Below are 13,694 nucleotides of genomic sequence, written 5' to 3' on the forward strand. Positions count from 1 at the left end.
GGGAGCCTTGAATCGCTTGGCGGTTCCTACGAAGCGGGCTTCTCGGCGTCCTCGACCGCTTGTGAAGCCTCCACAAAGGCGAGGGCGATCTTCTGTGCTGTTGCCGCAACCTGCCAGGGGCGGGCGCCGATCGCCTCGAGTGCCGATCCGATCGATTCCGCGTCGGATTCCGCCGGCGGTGTCCACGCCAGCCGGCGGAGGTGATCGGGGGTGAGGAGGTTCTCGACCGGCATGGTCATCTCCTCGGCGACCTCGCCGACGGCGGCCTTCGCGAGGCGGAGCCTGGCGTCGGCCTCCGGGTTGCGCATGGCCCAGGCTCGCGGGGGCGGCGGTGCGTCGTTCGGCACGCGCGTCGCCGGCAGCTCCTCGCTCGTCAACCCGCGCTCGACGGCGGCCCACCAGCGATCCAGCTCGGTGCGGCTCGCGCGCCCGGTGAACGCGCGGAGGTCGGCGAGGCCCTTGCGGGTGCGCGGGGGATCCTTCGTCACGGCGAGGATCGAGGCATCCGGGATCAGGCGGCCCGGCGCGACATCCGACTCCGATGCGTAGGCGTCACGCGCGAGCCAGAGCTCTCGAGCGACCGCGAGGTTGCGGGGCGATCGGATCGCGTGGATGCCCGAGAGCCGACGCCACGGCTCAGGGCTCGGCGCCTTCGGTTCGCGCGTGCGCACCGCCTCGAACTCCTCGGCGGCGAGTTCGGTCTTGCCCGCCTCGGCGAGGCGCTGCACGAGGCCGTCGCGCACGTCGACGAGGAGGTCGACGTCGAGGGCCGCGTACGTGAGCCAGGACTGGGGGAGCGGCCGCGTCGACCAGTCGGCCGCCGAGTGCTCCTTGGCGAGGTGCACGCCGAGCAGGTCCTCGACGACGGCGGCGAGACCCACGCGCGGCATGCCGAGCAGGCGGGCCGCGAGTTCGGTGTCGAAGATGAGCGAGGGGTCGAGGCCGACCTCGCGGAGGCAGGCGAGGTCCTGGCTGGCCGCGTGCAGCACCCATTCGGCGTCGACGATGGCCGATTGCAGTGACGAGAAGTCGGGGATCTGCGGCGGGTCGAACAGGAAGGTTCCCGAGCCGCGGCGATGCATCTGGATGAGGTAGGCGCGCTGCGAGTACTTGAAACCGCTCGCCCGCTCCGCATCGACGGCGACCGGACCTTCGCCGTCGAGGAGACGACGGACCGCCTCGTCGTACTCGGCGGGTGTCTCGATCACCCGCAATTCATCCACGTTTCGTCCTCCGTCTTGGCAGCGCGGTCACCCCTTCGGAGCGGGGCGGCAGGCCTGCCAACATACACAACAGTTCGCTCCAGCCTTCCACATGCGGGCCGATCTCCGCGTCGAGCGGGGTCCAGGAGGCCCTGAGCTCGATCTGGGCGCCGTCGCCCTGGCGGGCGAGTTCGCCGAACCCGGTGGAGAGGATCTTCGTCGCGGTTCCGGATGCGGAGATGTAGGAGGCGCCCCTCGCATCGAGGGCGTCGACGAGCCACGACCACGCGACGTCGGCGAGGAACGGGTCGAGCCCGATGTCGGTCTCGAGCGGAGCCTGGGCGAAGCACACGATGCGGAACGGTCCGCCCCATGCCTCGGGTTCCATGGGGTCGTACAGCAGCACGAGGCGTCCGGTGCCGAGGTCGGAGTCGTCGCCGTGGCCATCGGGCGCCGGTGAGACATCCGCAGACAGGGCGACGGCGAAGGGGGCGAGCGAACCGGGCGCAGGGATCTCCTGCACGCGCAGCTCGGCACGGGGAGAGGCCGCACGCAGCGAGGCGAGTGCGGCCTCGAACTCTGGGGGGAGATGCGTCGAGGAGTCGGGCACGAGTGCAGACTAGAGTCTCCGATGGGGTGCGCAGCGGCGGCACGCCGCCCCCGACGACACGCGCATCGCAACGGCATCGGCGGGAGGGTGGCGATGGCTCGAGGTTCGAGGGCGACGACGGTGATCGGTGCGGCCATCGGGCTGGTCGCCGCGACGGCGACCGGGTTGGCGGTGGTCACGGCGGTGCTCACGATCGTCTTCGCGAGGCGCGTCGTGACGCCCGAGCCCGCCAAGCGCGGCGACGAGCGCATCATCGGCGTCGACCTCGCGAGCGGCACCATCGGTCTCGCCGCGTCGAACGAGACCCGAATGCGCGGCACCTATGGCTTCTGGTTCGACAAGGACGCCGGCCACGCCCGACTCGGCGACGTCATCGACGACGACGGACGCGTGGTTCGCCGTCGCATCGAAGCCGTGGACTTCGGCCGGCTCGACCGCGCCACCCACGGCCGCATGAGCGGGTGGGTGCGCATCGGCCCATGGGAGTTCGACCGGCCCTACGAGGACGTGATCGTTCCGACCGCCCTCGGTCCGGCGCCCGCATGGCTCGTGCCTGCTGAGCGGGGCGGCGACGACTGGGTGATCCAGGTCCACGGGCGCGGTGCGAAGCGTCACGAGGGGCTGCGCGGCATCGAGCCGATCACGGATGCCGGTTGGAGCACGCTCCTCATCAGCTACCGCAATGACGGCGAGGCGCCAGAGAGCGTCGACCGTCGGTACGGTCTCGGCGGCACCGAGTGGGCGGATGTCGAGGCCGCCGTTCGATTCGCGACCGACCACGGCGCCCGGCGCATCGTGCTCATGGGCTGGTCGATGGGCGGGTCGATCGTGCTGCAGGCCGTGCTGCGCTCGAGCGAGGTGCGCGAGCGCCTGGTGGGTGTGATCCTCGATTCGCCGGCGATCGACTGGGTCGACATCCTCAGATTCCAGGGGCGGGCGCTCGGCATGCCGACGGGCCTCGGCGACGTGGTCGCGCATGTGCTCGGCGAGCCGTGGAGCGGTGGGCTCACCGGCCTGGCGGCACCGGTCGCCGTCGAGGACCTGGATCCGGTCGCCCGCGCCGACGAGTTCGCCGTGCCGATGCTCCTCATGCACAGCGTCGATGACGGGTTCGTGCCGATCGACGGATCCCGCCGCCTCGCGGCGGCCAGGCCCGATCTCATCAGGTTCGAGGAGTTCACCGACGCACGCCACACGAAGTTGTGGAACCACGACCCCGAGCGGTGGTCGGGACTGGTGCGCGGCTGGCTCTCGGAGGTCGCTGCGGCTACTCGGCCGATCGAGACCGCACCTGGCGCTTGATGCGCGCCAGCATTCCGGTCATGCCGCGCACGCGCAGCGGCGAGACCGCCTGGCCGAGGCCGAGCGTCTGCGGGTAGTCGTCGGGGATCGACAGCACCTCGTCGACGCTCAGGCCGTCGATGCCCTGCACGAGGATCGACGCGAACCCGCGCGTCGTCGGCGACTCCGCCGGCGCGGTGGCGTGCAGGTGCGCGTGCCCGTCGACGACCTCGACGAAGATGAACACCGGCGACTGGCACTCGAGCACGCGCTCGAGGAGGTCGGGGTGATCGGCGTATCGTTCGGGCAGCGCCGGCAGCTCGTTCGAGAACTCGAGCAGCAGTTGCAGGCGGTCTCGAACCTCGAGCGCGAGAAAGTCGTCGCGGGTCTCGGCGAGACGCGGGGGCAGGGCCGTGGCATCCATCTCGTCCATTCTCCCATCACGCCGCCTCGGGTCACGCCGCAGCGCGGTGGCAAGCAGGTCTCACGGACGGCTCGTCGCGCCCGTTCGGAGGCCGTGCGCCGAACGGGCGGTCGGGCCGAGCAGGCGGAGGTCGCGCCGATCAGTGCGCGGGCGCCTCGCCCCGATCGGCGCCCGTCGCGATCGGCACCCGCACTGCGCTGCCCCACTCGGTCCACGAGCCGTCGTAGTTGCGCACGTTCTCGAAGCCGAGCAGATGCGTCAGGACGAACCAGGTGTGGCTCGAACGCTCGCCGATGCGGCAGTAGGCGATGACCTCGTCGCCGTCCTGGAGGCCGACCTCGTCGCGGTAGATGGCGTCGAGCGCTGCGCGCTCTTTGAAGGTGCCGTCGCCGGCGGCGGCCCTGGCCCACGGCACGGATGCCGCGGTCGGGATGTGACCGGCACGGAGGGCGCCCTCTTCTGGGTAGGCCGGGGCGCTCGTGCGCTCACCCGAGTACTCCTCGGGGGAGCGGACGTCGATGAGAGGGCTGCCGAAGTGGGCGAGCACGTCCTCCTTGAAGGCGCGGACCTCGACGTCGGATCGCTCGACGACCGGGTACTCGACGGGCGTCACGGCCGTGCGCTCGGTCGTGAGGTCGCGGCCCTCGGCGATCCAGAGGTCGCGGCCGCCGTCGAGGAGCCTGACGTCGTCGTGACCGAAGAGGGTGAAGACCCAGAGGGCGTATGCGGCCCACCAGTTGTTCTTGTCGCCGTAGATCACGACGGTCGAGTCGCGGGCGATGCCCTTCGAGCCGAGCAGCGCGGCGAACTGCTCGCCGTCGAGGTAGTCGCGAACCACGGGATCGTTGAGCTCGGTATGCCAGTCGACCTTGACCGCGCCGGGGATGTGCCCGGTCTCGTACAGCAGCACGTCCTCGTCGGACTCGACCACGACGAGACCCGGTTCGCCCAGGTGTTCGGCGAGCCATTGCGTCGACACGAGCCGCTCGGGGTGGGCGTACTCGGCGAACTTCGCGGATGCATCGAGCTCGGCGGACATCTGTACCTCCTGTGGTCGTCCGGTCGGACGGGGGCGCGGGGCTGGCGGTCTAGGCTGTTGACCTGATCCACGTCGAATCTACGCGGCGTGCCCGTCGAAGAGCGCACTCCGGTCATCCGGGGCAACACTGGAGCCATTCACGCAATGACCACGGCATCGAGCCAGGCCCTCATCCGTCTCGTCGAGCGGAATCCGTCGATCTCGGGCGCCGAGATCGCGTCGGAGCTCGTGCCGCCGCCGCAGTTCGCGCACGCGTCGTTCGAGTCCTACCGGCCCGACGCGAACTTCGAGTCGCAGCAGGCGGCGCTCGACCGGCTCAACCAGTTCGCGGGCGCGTGGCGCGCGGCGCAGCGCCCCGGCGGCTTCTTCTCGCGCAAGCGACCTGCACGCATCGAGCTGCCCGGCGTCTATCTCGACGGCGGGTTCGGCGTCGGCAAGACGCACCTGCTCGCGTCGCTCTGGCACGTCGCGCACGGTCCGAAGTACTTCGGCACCTTCATCGAGTACACCGCGCTCGTCGGAGCGCTCGGCTATGCGCAGGCGGTCGAACTGCTGCGCGGCGCCAAGCTCATCTGCATCGACGAGTTCGAGCTCGACGACCCGGGCGACACGATGCTCATGACCCGGTTCCTGGGGGAGCTCATGGCGAGCGGAACCCGCGTCGCGGCCACGAGCAACACGCCTCCGAACGCGCTCGGCGAGGGGCGCTTCGCCGCGGCCGACTTCCTGCGCGAGATCCAGGCGCTCTCGTCGAACTTCGAGACCCTCCGCATCGACGGGCTCGACTACCGTCGTCGCGACACCCAGGGCCGTTCCACGACGCTCGATTCCGAAGCGGATGTCGCCGCCAAGGCGAATGCGCTCGTCGAGCGAGGGCACCGCGTCTCCCTCGACTCGTTCGACGCGCTCATCGCCCATCTCGCGACCGTGCATCCGTCGAAGTACGTGAAGCTCCTCGACGGCGTCGAGATCATCGCGCTGAGCGGCGTGCACGAGCTGTCCGACCAGAACGCGGCGCTGCGCCTCGTGGCCTTCATCGACCGCGTGTACGACGCCGAGGTGCCGATCGTCGCGAGCGGGCTCGCGCTCGACCGGGTGTTCGATGACGACATGATGGCCGGCGGGTACCGCAAGAAGTACCTCAGGGCGATGAGCCGCATGATCGCGCTGACGACCGGCGAGCTGCCCCCGCACGAGTGATCACGGCTGTTTCAGCGGTGTTTCCCATCGGTTGGATGGTGCCGCGAAACGCGCTGTTTACGTTGGTGCGCAGTACGTAACACTCGCGAAACAGAACACGGTCCCGCACGAAACGTCCTCTCGTGAAACTTGGCGACACAGGTTCCCCGGCCTGTTTTCCCCGAGAGAGGTTCGAGATGGATCAAGGCAACACCGCGTTCCTGTTGATCATGGCGGCATTGGTGCTGCTCATGACGCCGGGACTCGCTTTCTTCTACGGCGGTCTCGTCAAGGCGAAGAGCGTCATCAGCATGATGATGATGAGCTTCGGCGCGATCGGCCTCATCGGCGTGCTGTGGGTGCTCTACGGTTACGCGATCGCGTTCCCCGGTTCCGAGGGACTCGTGGCCCCGTGGTCCATCGACTGGTCCGCCATCGGCCTCACGAGCCTGCTCGAGGTCCCCGAGGACGCCGCATTCCCGCCGCTCGCATTCGTGGCCTTCCAGGCGACCTTCGCGATCATCACGGTCGCGCTCATCTCGGGCGCCATCGCCGACCGCGCGAAGTTCGGCGCATGGATGATCTTCGCGGCCATCTGGGCGACCGTCGTCTACTTCCCGGTCGCGAGCTGGGTCTTCAACTTCGGTCTCGCCGACGACGGCTCGTTCGCCTATGGCGGCTGGACCACGTACGGCATGCAGGAGGCCTTCGGCGTCGGCGTCATCGACTTCGCCGGTGGCACCGCGGTGCACATCAACGCCGGTGCTGCGGCGCTCGCCCTGGCACTCGTGCTCGGCAAGCGCGTCGGCTTCTCGAAGGGTGCGCACGTTCCCCACAACCCGCCGTTCGTGCTCCTCGGCGCCGGCCTCCTGTGGTTCGGCTGGTTCGGCTTCAACTCCGGCTCGGAGCTCGCCGCCGACGGCACCGCAGCGCTCGCCTGGGTCAACACGCTCGCCGCTCCGGCCGCTGCGCTGCTCGCCTGGCTCATCGTCGAGAAGATCAGGGACGGCAAGCCGACCTCGGTCGGCGCGGCATCCGGTGCCGTCGCGGGTCTCGTCGCGATCACCCCAGCGTGCGCCTCGCTGACCCCGGGCTGGGCGATCGTGCTCGGCCTCATCGCGGGCGCCGTCTGCGCCCTGGCGATCGACCTGAAGTTCAAGTTCGGCTTCGACGACTCGCTCGACGTCGTGGGCATCCACCTCGTCGGCGGCCTCATCGGAACGCTGTACCTCGGCTTCTTCGCCAACAACACCGGCCTCATCTACAGCGGTGACCCGACGCAGCTCATGGTCCAGGCCATCGCCGCCTTCACCGTGCTGATCTACTCGTTCGTGCTCGCCTTCGCGATCGGCTGGGTCATCCAGAAGACGATGGGCTTCCGCATCACGAACGAGGACGAGCTGGCGGGCGTCGACACCGCCGTCCACGGCGAGGACGCGTACAAGCTCGAGACCGTCTAGGAACCTCTGAATCACCGCGAGGGCGGTGGGGTAGTGTGCGGGTGTGACTGACACCGGCCGCTTCCTCACCGCCCTTCGTCGTGCGTTCCGCAGCATGTTCGGCGCATCGGGCGGCGCGTCGCGCAACGGTTCGAGGTCGACGGATGCCGCGGGGCGCGCGTCCGTCTCGACGGGTCTGCTCTCACCGGGGCAGACCGGGGCCTCGGCCACCGTCGAGGTCGATCCGCGCCGTCTCCGCAAGGTCCGGCTGGCCTACTCGCCGTCTCCAGACGGGCAGCCGGATCCCGGCGAGATCGTCTGGACCTGGGTGCCGTACGAGGAGCGCGACGGCCGCGGCAAGGACCGCCCGGTCGTCGTGGTCGCGGCATCGGGCGCCGAGGCCTTCCTGGCGGTGCAGCTGACCAGCAAGGCGCACGACGGCTCCCGGGACTTCGTCGCACTCGGTGCGGGCGCGTGGGATCCAGCGGGCCGTCCGAGCTGGGCGAACATCGACCGGGTGTTCCGGGTGCACACGGCCGGCATGCGGCGCGAGGCGGCGTCGCTCGACGCGAAGCGCTACCTGAAGGTCGCCGAGGCACTCAGCGCACGCTACGGCTGGCGCTGACCCGATCGAGAGGGCGCCGGCATGCCTGAAGGCCGAGAGCCCCCAGGGGCTTGCTCCGGCATCCGTCGATCGGCAACGAAGCCGGGTCGGCGCGACATCGTCGGGCCCGCTTCGTTCAGCACGTGGTGCGCGGCTTAAACGAAGAACGCCCCCAGTGGAGTGGGGGCGTTCGTGGGCGATGCCGGGCTCGAACCGACGACCTCTTCCGTGTGAAGGAAGCGCGCTACCAGCTGCGCCAATCGCCCATGTGGGATGCGCGGCTCACCGGGGTGACCGCGCGGATTCGATACTAGCGACGAATGCGCGCAATTGCACATCGAGCGATCCGTGGCGTGTCGACCTCTGCGCGAGGGGTGGCGAAGGCGACCGAGATGAACGCTCCAGGTGCCCGACACGCCCGGGTTGCAAGCCTGAATTCCGCCTGCGACCGGGCTGAACGTCGGGTGAACAGCGCTCAGTTTGTGAATCGATCCGGGTATCAGTTAGAGTCTCTCTGCACGCAGAAATGCAAAGCAACGCGGATGTGGCGCAGTGGTAGCGCATCACCTTGCCAAGGTGAGGGTCGCGAGTTCGAATCTCGTCATCCGCTCTGATCAGGATCTGAGCGCAAGCATAGATCCTGTTCTTTTGGTGGAGAACCCATACACGGTGGATTGGCCGAGAGGCGAGGCAGCGGCCTGCAAAGCCGTATACACGGGTTCGAATCCCGTATCCACCTCCAAGCTGTGAACATGTTCGCAGCTTTGGGCGATTGGCGCAGCGGTAGCGCGCTTCCCTGACACGGAAGAGGTCACTGGTTCGATCCCAGTATCGCCCACCAACAGAACGGCCCCGGCTCTGAGAGCCGGGGCCGTTCTTCATTTCGGCGTTCCGGTCACCACGGTGACGGCGCCGGGGGAGCGGTGACCGGTGGCCGGTCGTTGCACGTGATCAGGTTGGGCAGGTAGGGCGCGAGCCACGGGGTGCCCGGGTGGTACTCGTTCGCGTCGACGCCGTCGTTCCCGCCGAGATCGGTGAGCGAGAACTCCGAGCCGTTCGCCCAGTCCCAGTTGAACGCGCCGCAGTTGTTGACGCCCCAGAGCCCGACGCCGCGCACATCCACGTTCTCGAAGCTCGCGGAGCCCGCCGTTCGTGCACTGATGACATTGGTTCCGGTGCCATCGATGCGGATGTCGCGCAACTGCACGCCATCGATGCGATAGACGTCCTTCACGCCCCACTCGGTGACGAGCATCATCGCGCTGTAGGTGTTGTCGAGGAAGTGGTCGCCGCTCACGACGATGTCGGCCTGGTCGATCGAGCGGTCGAGCGCGTAGAACCAGATCGCGCCGAGGCCGATGTTCCAGTTCAGCTCGAACGTTCCGGCGCGCACGGTCGTGTTGTCGGTGATCGAGAGCGCGCCGGTGAACGGCTCCGCTCCGAATCGGGATCCGGCGTGGATGCCGCTGCCCTCGCGCACGGGGTCGGCGACGAGGTTGTTCGAGACGGTCGTGTCGGCACCGCCGTAGATCGCGATGCCGTTGGCGAGAGAGGGCGACTGCACGGTGTTGTGCTCGAACGCGTTGCCCGCGTTCGCGACGTGCTCCGACCACATGGCGAGTCCATCGTCGCCCGTGTTGCGCACGAACGTGTTCGAGACGGTCGAGTCGGTCACGCCGGTGTGGAAGTTCAGTGCGTCGGCGATCTGGTCGACGATGATGTTGTCCTCGATCACGAGGTCGTGCATCGGGCCGTCGAACCACATGCCCACCTTCGTGTGCCGGATATGCAGTCCGCGGATGCTCGAGGAGCTCAGCGATCCGCCGATGCCGTTCACCTGGTCGGTGTCGATGCGCTCGCGCACGTCGCCTTCGATCGCGAAGCCCGAGAGGTGCACGTTCGAGCTGCCCCCGGCCGCGGCATCCTTGCCGTAGAAGCCGACGCCGGTGTGCACCGAGCCGTCGGGCGCCGGCGGATCGAGCGCGACCTCCCGGCCTCGGATGATTGTGTACCAGTTGCCGGCGCCCTCGATCGTGACGTCGTCGACGATGATGTGCCGACTGACCGAGTAGACGCCCGGTGGCACGTACACCGGCAGCCGGTGCGCCTTCGCGAACGCGATGGCACGATCGAACGCGCCGGCGGCGTCGCGCTTGCCGAAGGGGTCGGCGCCGAAGAGCAGCACGTTCGCCGCCTTGATCCGCACATGCGGTGCCGCGACGCGCTCCGAGTCGAGGAGGTCGATCGTCGTGAGCGTCGCCGGGGAGTTCTTCGGAGCGGTGAGGCGCACGACGTCGCCGGCACGATACGTCTTGCCCAGCAGCATCCGCTGCTCGTCGTAGAAGTGCATCGGGCGGAACGGCTTGGCGACCTCGTAGCCGGCCCCGGGTACGCACCCGCACTCGGTGATCCACCAGTCGGGGTGCAGGAGGTCGGAGTCCGGGTCGTTCGTGAACGGGTACTGGTTGTAGAGCCAGGAGTACTTCGAGGTGAGCGTCATGGTCTGCGCGCGACCGCCGTTCACCGAGACCGAGAGCGGCGCCTCGATGCCGCCGCCATCGGGGGAGTCGGGGATGCTGTACCGCACCGTGATCGCGTTCGCGGCGGCGGGAAGCGTGAACTCGACGTACTCACCCGGATCGAGCTGCACCGCACGGCGCCCCGAGGCCTCAGCCGGCAGCGTGTACGCGTCGCGGCCGGGGCCGATCACGGTGCCGGTCGTCTTCGCGTTCTCGGCCTCCTGCTCGAGGAAGGGCACGTCGGCGCCGCGCCCCTGCACGAGGGCCGGGTCGACCGCGGCACGGGTCACGACCGGCGCCGGTGCCGGCTGGGCGGCGGATGCCGCGAGCGGGCCGGTCACGGCGGCGCCGACCGCGAGCGCGGCGATCGCGACGAACGAGGTCGTGCGCCGCAGTGTCGGGGCGTGCGATCGTCGGAGCGGATGCACGGCTTCGGAACTGTCTCGGGTCCTCATCGACTCGATTCCTCTCGTGTGGGTACGTCGGGCGACGGGTGCGATCCCGTCGCGTGAGCCGAATGTACGGCCGCGCGTTCGCCGCTCACAAGGCGGCATCGGTGATTGTCGAGGAAATGTCGAGTTCTTTCGTTCAGGAGCGCAAGACGGTGCAAGCCGACCCGGTTGCCGACCCGATCGATGCAAGAGTCGGCGCAAGCAGCCGTCGGCGGCGCGACGGACGCCGGCCGGGGCCAACCGATCGCCGGTGCGCGACTACAGTTGAAGGGTTCATCTCAACGCACAGGGAGTGGTTCACAGTGGTCGACGGTTTCGAGCTCTTCACCGATCGATCCGTTGTCGCGATGCGCGTCAACGGAGAGCTCAAGGATCTGGCCACCACGGTGACGGATGCCGACCAGGTCGAGCCCGTCACGATCGACTCGCCCGACGGGCTCTCGATCCTCCGCCACTCCGCCGCGCATGTGCTCGCGCAGGCCGTGCAGTCGGTGAATCCCGAGGCGAAGCTCGGCATCGGTCCGCCCGTCACCGACGGGTTCTACTACGACTTCGACGTCGCCGAGGCATTCAGCACCGACGACCTCAAGGCGCTCGAGAAGGAGATGAGCCGCATCGTCCGCTCCGGCCAGCGCTTCGTGCGCCGGGTCGTGACCGACGACGAGGCTCGGGCCGAGCTCGCGAACGAGCCGTACAAGCTCGAGCTCATCGGGCTCAAGGGGTCCGGCGGGCACGGCAAGGGCACCGGCGACGACCACGAGTCCGTCGAGGTCGGCGCCGGCGAGCTCACCATCTACGACAACGTCGACCCGAAGACCGGCGAGGTCGCCTGGAAGGACCTCTGCCGCGGCCCGCACCTGCCGAACACCCGCATGATCGGCAACGGCTGGGCGCTGCAGCGCGTCGCCGGAGCGTACTGGCGCGGCAGCGAGAAGAACCCGCAGCTCCAGCGCATCTACGGCACCGCGTGGCCCACCAAAGACGAGCTGCGCGCCTACCAGCACCGCCTCGAGGAGGCGGCCAAGCGCGACCACCGCAAGCTCGGCAAGGACCTCGACCTGTTCTCGTTCCCCGACGAGATCGGCTCCGGCCTGTCGGTCTGGCACCCCAAGGGCGGCGTGATCCGCGGCGAGATGGAGCAGCACGCACGCCGCCGCCACATCGAGGGCGGCTACACCTACGTCTACACGCCGCACATCTCGAAGGAAGACCTCTTCCTCACCTCGAACCACCTCGTCACCTACAAGGACGGCATGTTCCCGCCCATCGTGATGGACGAGGAGCGCGACGCCGAGGGCAACATCACGAAGCAGGGCCAGGACTACTACCTGAAGCCCATGAACTGCCCGATGCACATCCTCATCTACAAGGAGCGCGGGCGCAGCTACCGCGACCTGCCGATGCGGCTCGCCGAGAACGGCACCGTCTACCGCAATGAGCTCTCCGGCGCGCTGCACGGCCTGACCAGGGTGCGCGGCTTCACTCAAGACGACTCGCACCTGTTCGTGACCCCCGAGCAGCTCGAGGCCGAGACGACCAGGGTGCTCGAGTTCGTCGTCTCGATGCTGCGCGACTTCGGCCTCGAGGACTTCGAGCTCGAGCTGTCGATGCGCGACGACGAGAAGTCGAAGTGGATCGGCTCCGACGAGTTCTGGGAGTACTCCACGAACGCGCTGCGCAACGTGGCGCTCGCGAGCGGGCTGAAGCTCACCGAGGTTCCTGGCGAGGCCGCGTTCTACGGTCCGAAGATCGACCTGAAGACCCGCGACGCGATCGGCCGCACCTGGCAGCTCTCGACCGTGCAGGTCGACCCGAACCTGCCCGAGCGCTTCGGGCTCGAGTACACCGGGTCCGACGGCGAGAAGCACCGGCCGATCATGATCCACCGCGCCCTGTTCGGCTCGATCGAGCGCTTCTTCGCGATCCTCCTCGAGCACTACGCCGGCGCGTTCCCCGTGTGGCTCGCGCCGGTGCAGGTCGTCGGCATCCCGGTGGCCGAGCAGTTCTCCGAGTACCTCGACGAGATCATCGCGAAGCTCCGTGCTCAGGGCGTCCGCGCCGAGGTCGACCACTCCGACGACCGCATGCAGAAGAAGATCCGCACGCACACCACCCAGAAGGTGCCGCTGCAGCTCATCGCCGGCGAGCAGGACCGCTCCGGCGGCACCGTGTCGTTCCGCTTCCGCGACGGCACGCAGACCAACGGCGTGCCCGTCGATGACGCGATCGCGCTCATCCTCGACGCGATCTCCGGTCGCAAGCTCGTGAACACGGCCGAGGACCTCGCGTGACCGACCGCACGGCGAGCCCCCAACCTGCGGATGACGCAGTCAAGGGGCTCGTCGATGCGGCGACCCTCCCGGGCGTGCCCGATGCGTTCCAGCGACTCTGGACGCCGCACCGCATGGCCTACATCAATGCCGGAGCCGACGCCATGCGCGCTGCGTGCCCGTTCTGCGCGGCACCTGAGAAGTCCGACGCCGACGGGCTCATCGTGCACCGCGGTCGCTCCGCATACGTGCTGCTGAACCTGTTCCCGTACAACTCCGGCCACCTGCTCGTGTGCCCCTACCGCCACATCGCGACCTACGATCAGGCCACGCCAGAGGAGGTCGCCGAGATCGGCGAGCTCACCCAGGTTGGCATGCGCGTGCTCCGCGAGGTGTCGCGCTGCGACGGGTTCAACATCGGCATGAACCAGGGCGCGGTGGCCGGCGCCGGCGTCGACGAGCACCTGCACCAGCACGTCGTGCCGCGCTGGGCGTCCGACGCGAACTTCTTCCCGATCATCGCGCGCACCAAGGCGCTTCCCCAGCTGCTCGGCGACGTGCGCGTGGCGATCGCCGAGGCATGGCCTGCGTCGATCGCGTAGGGGCGAGCGGGCGACTCGTCGCACGGCGCCGGCGCGCGACATCCGCTCGATCGTGACGACCGGGCGGATGACG

Annotated in this window: 11 protein-coding genes and 4 tRNA genes; 9 read left to right on the plus strand and 6 right to left on the minus strand. The window is 68.8% G+C overall.

The window, feature by feature from the left end:
• Nucleotides 1-26 precede the first annotated feature (26 nt).
• Nucleotides 27-1,208: a ribonuclease D gene (locus ASE68_RS08810; RefSeq protein ID WP_369800071.1), complete on the minus strand. Its 1,182-nt coding sequence runs from the start codon at nt 1,206-1,208 to the stop codon at nt 27-29.
• 7 nt (nt 1,209-1,215) lie between these two features.
• Nucleotides 1,216-1,812 carry a DUF3000 domain-containing protein gene (locus ASE68_RS08815; protein ID WP_055857502.1) on the minus strand — a complete coding sequence of 199 codons (597 nt, stop codon included), beginning with the start codon at nt 1,810-1,812 and terminating at the stop codon, nt 1,216-1,218.
• A 93-nt stretch (nt 1,813-1,905) separates the two neighbouring features.
• On the opposite strand from ASE68_RS08815, the gene ASE68_RS08820 reads away from it, so the two are divergent.
• Complete coding sequence (locus ASE68_RS08820) at nt 1,906-3,114, plus strand: S9 family peptidase (RefSeq protein ID WP_162238261.1); 1,209 nt, start codon at nt 1,906-1,908, stop codon at nt 3,112-3,114.
• On the opposite strand, the gene ASE68_RS08825 is transcribed toward ASE68_RS08820, so the two are convergent.
• Both ASE68_RS08825 and ASE68_RS08830 read right to left on the minus strand, forming a co-directional pair.
• A complete protein-coding gene (locus ASE68_RS08825) occupies nt 3,080-3,517 on the minus strand; it encodes a SufE family protein (protein ID WP_055861045.1) in 438 nt (145 codons plus the stop codon). The two genes, ASE68_RS08820 and ASE68_RS08825, sit on opposite strands and share 35 nt — an antisense overlap.
• A gap of 139 nt (nt 3,518-3,656) precedes the next feature.
• Entirely contained in the window at nt 3,657-4,556 is a 900-nt protein-coding gene (locus tag ASE68_RS08830; RefSeq protein WP_055857507.1) for a sulfurtransferase, read from the minus strand.
• 144 nt (nt 4,557-4,700) lie between these two features.
• On the opposite strand from ASE68_RS08830, the gene zapE reads away from it, so the two are divergent.
• The 3 genes from zapE (at nt 4,701) to ASE68_RS08845 (ending at nt 7,799) form a co-directional block, all read left to right on the plus strand.
• Nucleotides 4,701-5,756, plus strand: coding sequence for a cell division protein ZapE (zapE, locus tag ASE68_RS08835; RefSeq protein WP_055857509.1), 1,056 nt, complete (start codon nt 4,701-4,703; stop codon nt 5,754-5,756).
• A gap of 176 nt (nt 5,757-5,932) precedes the next feature.
• A complete protein-coding gene (locus ASE68_RS08840; protein ID WP_055857511.1) occupies nt 5,933-7,195 on the plus strand; it encodes an ammonium transporter in 1,263 nt (420 codons plus the stop codon).
• Nucleotides 7,196-7,238: 43 nt separating this feature from the next.
• Nucleotides 7,239-7,799, plus strand: coding sequence for a type II toxin-antitoxin system PemK/MazF family toxin (locus tag ASE68_RS08845; protein WP_235480803.1), 561 nt, complete (start codon nt 7,239-7,241; stop codon nt 7,797-7,799).
• Between the two features lie 172 nt (nt 7,800-7,971).
• Here ASE68_RS08845 and ASE68_RS08850 read toward each other — a convergent pair.
• Nucleotides 7,972-8,044, minus strand: a tRNA-Val gene (locus ASE68_RS08850).
• Between the two features lie 272 nt (nt 8,045-8,316).
• Here ASE68_RS08850 and ASE68_RS08855 point away from each other — a divergent pair.
• The 3 genes from ASE68_RS08855 to ASE68_RS08865 all read left to right on the plus strand — a co-directional run bounded on the left by ASE68_RS08855 (nt 8,317) and on the right by ASE68_RS08865 (nt 8,619).
• Nucleotides 8,317-8,388, plus strand: a tRNA-Gly gene (locus ASE68_RS08855).
• Between the two features lie 58 nt (nt 8,389-8,446).
• Nucleotides 8,447-8,520: transfer RNA gene (locus ASE68_RS08860), tRNA-Cys, on the plus strand.
• 24 nt (nt 8,521-8,544) lie between these two features.
• A tRNA-Val gene (locus ASE68_RS08865) sits at nt 8,545-8,619 on the plus strand.
• Between the two features lie 54 nt (nt 8,620-8,673).
• Here the strand turns inward: ASE68_RS08865 and ASE68_RS08870 are convergent.
• Nucleotides 8,674-10,752, minus strand: a complete 2,079-nt coding sequence (locus ASE68_RS08870; protein WP_055857514.1) for a glycosyl hydrolase family 28-related protein — start codon at nt 10,750-10,752, stop codon at nt 8,674-8,676.
• Between the two features lie 344 nt (nt 10,753-11,096).
• On the opposite strand from ASE68_RS08870, the gene thrS reads away from it, so the two are divergent.
• A complete protein-coding gene (gene thrS / locus ASE68_RS08875; RefSeq protein WP_235480804.1) occupies nt 11,097-13,040 on the plus strand; it encodes a threonine--tRNA ligase in 1,944 nt (647 codons plus the stop codon).
• Entirely contained in the window at nt 13,037-13,621 is a 585-nt protein-coding gene (locus tag ASE68_RS08880) for an HIT domain-containing protein (RefSeq protein ID WP_055857517.1), read from the plus strand. The genes thrS and ASE68_RS08880 overlap by 4 nt, the downstream gene beginning before the upstream one ends.
• The last annotated feature ends 73 nt before the right edge of the window (nt 13,622-13,694 follow it).

Source organism: Agromyces sp. Leaf222 (assembly GCF_001421565.1).
Taxonomy (GTDB): domain Bacteria; phylum Actinomycetota; class Actinomycetes; order Actinomycetales; family Microbacteriaceae; genus Agromyces.